This window comes from Mesotoga sp. B105.6.4, from assembly GCF_002896535.1.
In the GTDB taxonomy this organism is placed as follows: Bacteria; Thermotogota; Thermotogae; order Petrotogales; family Kosmotogaceae; genus Mesotoga.
Genome location: NZ_JWIM01000123.1, coordinates 1 through 3,584 on the forward strand (window position 1 = coordinate 1; position 3,584 = coordinate 3,584).

At 44.5% G+C, this 3,584-nt stretch carries 1 protein-coding gene; it reads left to right on the forward strand.

Annotated elements, in window-relative coordinates; all coding sequences use genetic code 11:
• Positions 1 to 558: 558 nt before the first annotated feature.
• Positions 559 to 3,210 (forward strand): PAS domain S-box protein, encoded by a 2,652-nt coding sequence (locus RJ60_RS15000; RefSeq protein WP_165775395.1) that lies wholly within the window; start codon positions 559 to 561, stop codon positions 3,208 to 3,210.
• The last annotated feature ends 374 nt before the right edge of the window (positions 3,211 to 3,584 follow it).

Here is a 3,584-nt window from a genome sequence, read left to right on the forward strand (position 1 = left end):
GCGCGTTTCAAACTGTACTCCTTTTGGATTATTCGTATCACATAGGGGTATCTGTATCTATATAAAAGAATACGATTACCCAGTCTTCACTTCATTTATCGAAGCGAAGATCTCGTCGAGACTTTTTCTTGGTTTCTCTCTTATCGAAATGATCTAGGAAATTAAGTGTGGGAGATGTTCATTTGATGCTTACATTGAAGGCATTCAAACTCTTACTCAATAATGTGTGGAAAAAGCCCGTCCTTTCGTCACTAAAAGTCACACTTATCTAAGGAAACAAGTTTATAATAGATATGTAACTATATTTTGAGTACGATTATTATTAAATTAACATAGATAACATTTATGTAAAGCACACTTCTTTTCAGAAATCGTTTGATAACAGTGTATGCGAAGCTCAATGACTGCAGTTAGGATTTTTGGAATTATGGTAATCGTGGCGGCGCGCTTGGCAGTGATTCATTCCTTTGCTTTCAGCTTTGTTTTCTCGAGGATGAATCCGTTAACGGCTTGCCATTCTGTACACACCGGGGAGCGACAGGTGTCGCCGGAGGTTCTATGAGGCAATTTCCCGATCTTGTTAATTATATAGTGGACATGGTATTCGTTTCCGACATGGAAGCCAGTATAGTCTATGTAAACGATGCCGTTACAAACAATAACGGTTTCTCGAGAGAGGAGCTGCTCGGTAAGTCCTTGTCGACCATTGAAACAAAGATTACAGAAGCATCGTTCAGAGAATTCTGGTCGAAAGCCGCCGTCGGTACTTCTAGAACGATCAATGGCCAGCACTACTACAGAGACTGTGGTTCTGTTCCAGTCGAGATACATTCTGTCTTGATTGAAGACGGCGGCGAAAGACTGGTCGTAAGCACTGTAAGAGATATAACACAGCGAAAGCGAGATGAAAAGCTTCTTGAAGAGAAGAATCTTCAGCTTCAGGCTCTCGCTAATGCTCCAACCGAATCGCTGTTTCAGATAGATCCTTCAGGAAAGGTTATAACTGCCAATCAGACCCTCTCCAAGAGGCTTGGTACTGATCTGGAGACGCTGATCGGCAAGAATCTGTATGATTTCATCCCGCAAGAACTCGCCGAAGTAAGAAAGATCCATATCGAAGAGGTTCTGAAAACAGGAAACCAGAAGACAATGGAAGACCGTCGAGATGGAATTGTACTTAAAACAACCATATACCCGGTATTCGGAAGGAACGGGCAGGTCGAAAGTCTTGTTCTCTTTTCAGAAGATATAACTGCAAGAAAGAATGCTGAAGATAGATTGAAGGATAGCGAGAGAAGAGCAAGTAAAAAACTCGAGGTGATTCTCGATCCCGAAGGCGAAATTGAGAATATGGAACTCGATTATCTACTGGATGTCGAGACTATCCAGTCTATCATGAACGACTTCTTCAAACTGACCAATATTGGAGTAGCGATCGTCGATACTCACGGAAATGTCCTCGTCGAGACCGGTTGGCAGGAAATATGCACAAAGTATCACCGTGTGAATCCTGGGACTCTCAAGAACTGTCTTTACAGTGATATAGAGCTTTCGAAGGGCATAGAGCCGGGAGCGTTCAAGCTCTACAAATGTGCCAACAATATGTGGGATATGAGTACCCCAATAATCGTGGGCAATACCCATATGGGGAATCTATTTTTGGGACAGTTCTTCATGGAAGATGAGAGCGTGGATTACGATGTCTTCAGGGAACAGGCGAGAAGATACGGTTTTAACGAAAAAGAGTATATTGAGGCTCTGGACAAAGTGCCCAGGTGGAATCGCGATACAGTCATGACAGCAATGACCTTCTACTCAAAGTTTGCACAAAGGCTCTCGAGACTGAGTTTTTCGAATATGAAGCTAGCCAAGGCTCTCTCCGAAAGAGACGGATTTCTTCAAATGATTGAAGAAAAGGAGAGCAGGTTCAGAAGATATGTTGAGAATGCCCCGGACGGAATATTCGTCGCAGATGAAAGAGGCAATTATACAGATGTTAACGAAGCGTCCTGTCTAATCACCGGCTATTCAAGAGAAGAGCTGCTGAAAATGAACTTCAAACAGTTGGCGGCTCCCGAGAGTCTTCTGGAGGCCGAAAACCATTTCAGGAGGACTGTCGAAGCCGGCGTGGCAGAAGGCATTACTGCCTTCGTTAAGAAGACAGGCGAGAAGAGATACTGGAATGTCAGAGCCGTAAGGCTCGACGATTCGAGCTTCATCGGGTTCACCAGAGACGTAACCGATCTCGTCATAAGCCAGGAGGCCCTGAAGAAATCCGAAGAAGAGAAATCACTCATACTTAACACAACTAAGGAAATAATAGTCTATTACGACACCGATCTTAACATAATCTGGGCGAACAGAGCTATGGCAGAGCTTTTTGGAACAAGCATAGAAAAGCTTGTCGGCATGAGCTGTGTCGATGTTTGGCAGCGTGGCAAGAAGTCCGATAACTGCATCCTGAGAAAGGTTCTTGACACGGGCTCTCAGGAAGTTGGAGAAATAATTACCAAGTTCGCCACAGCATTGTACATAAGGGCTTATCCGGTTAGGGATGCAGACGGGAAGATTACCGGCGTTGTTGAAATCTGCGAAGACATAACAGAAAGAAATCGACTATCTAGCAGCCTAGAATCAGCTTTCGAAGCTCTTGTTCGTGCCGCTTCGGACATTGTTAGCGCCAAGGATCCTTACACGGCCGGCCATCAGAAAAATGTGAGCGATCTGGCCGTGGCGATAGGAAAGAAAATGGGTCTAGATCATGAGACTTGCAACTGTCTTAAGGTTGCCGGTCTACTTCACGATATAGGGAAGATCTCAGTTCCTACGGAAATTCTGTCTAAACCAGGAAAGCTGAGCGATATTGAGTTCAGACTAGTAAGGGAACATTCGAAGAATGGCTATAATATACTCAAGGATATAGATCTTCCCTGGCCCATTGCCGATATAGTGTTACAGCATCACGAAAGACTCGATGGATCTGGTTATCCAGGAAGTTTGAAAGACGATCAAATAAGGCTCGAATCAAAAATAATAGCCGTTGCCGATGTCGTTGAGGCTATAACTTCCCACAGACCCTACAGGGCGGCCCTGGGAATTGAATTCGCCCTTAATGAGATAAAGGAAAATTCAGGCAGACTGTACGATCCGTTAGTGGTAAAAGTCTGTGTGGATCTGATCGAAGAAGGCTATACTTTCGAAAATTCCTAGGAAGTCTTTTTCTGCGCCATTTGGGTTTTGCTTATGCTTCCAGCCTGCTTCTATACTATCTGCTCTTCTATTTATCTAGAAGTGAAAGAACAGCAAGAACAGCACTTCCACCCTATCTGTTCTATTTATCTCCAATATCCTTGCTGGGTAACTGTGCTGTTTGGGGCTCCTGTTCAGAGTCATTTCGGACCTGATCCGGGATCCAGGGGTCTTGAGCCTCCCGCTGAAAGCGTCATCATTTCCTGCTGCTCTTATTCTCTCTTAACAGCGTACAGCGTTTTCTGCCCAAGCGGATTCTTTGCCCGCGAAGCAGAACTTGCCTTTGCGAAGCAAAGACTGGCTTCTGAATCCTCCCGCTGCAAGCGGCATCACTT

Excerpts from the sequence above, each read along its gene's own strand:
- RJ60_RS15000 (WP_165775395.1), top strand. The coding sequence starts at position 559 with ATGAGGCAATTTCCCGATCTTGTTAATTATATAGTGGACATGGTATTC.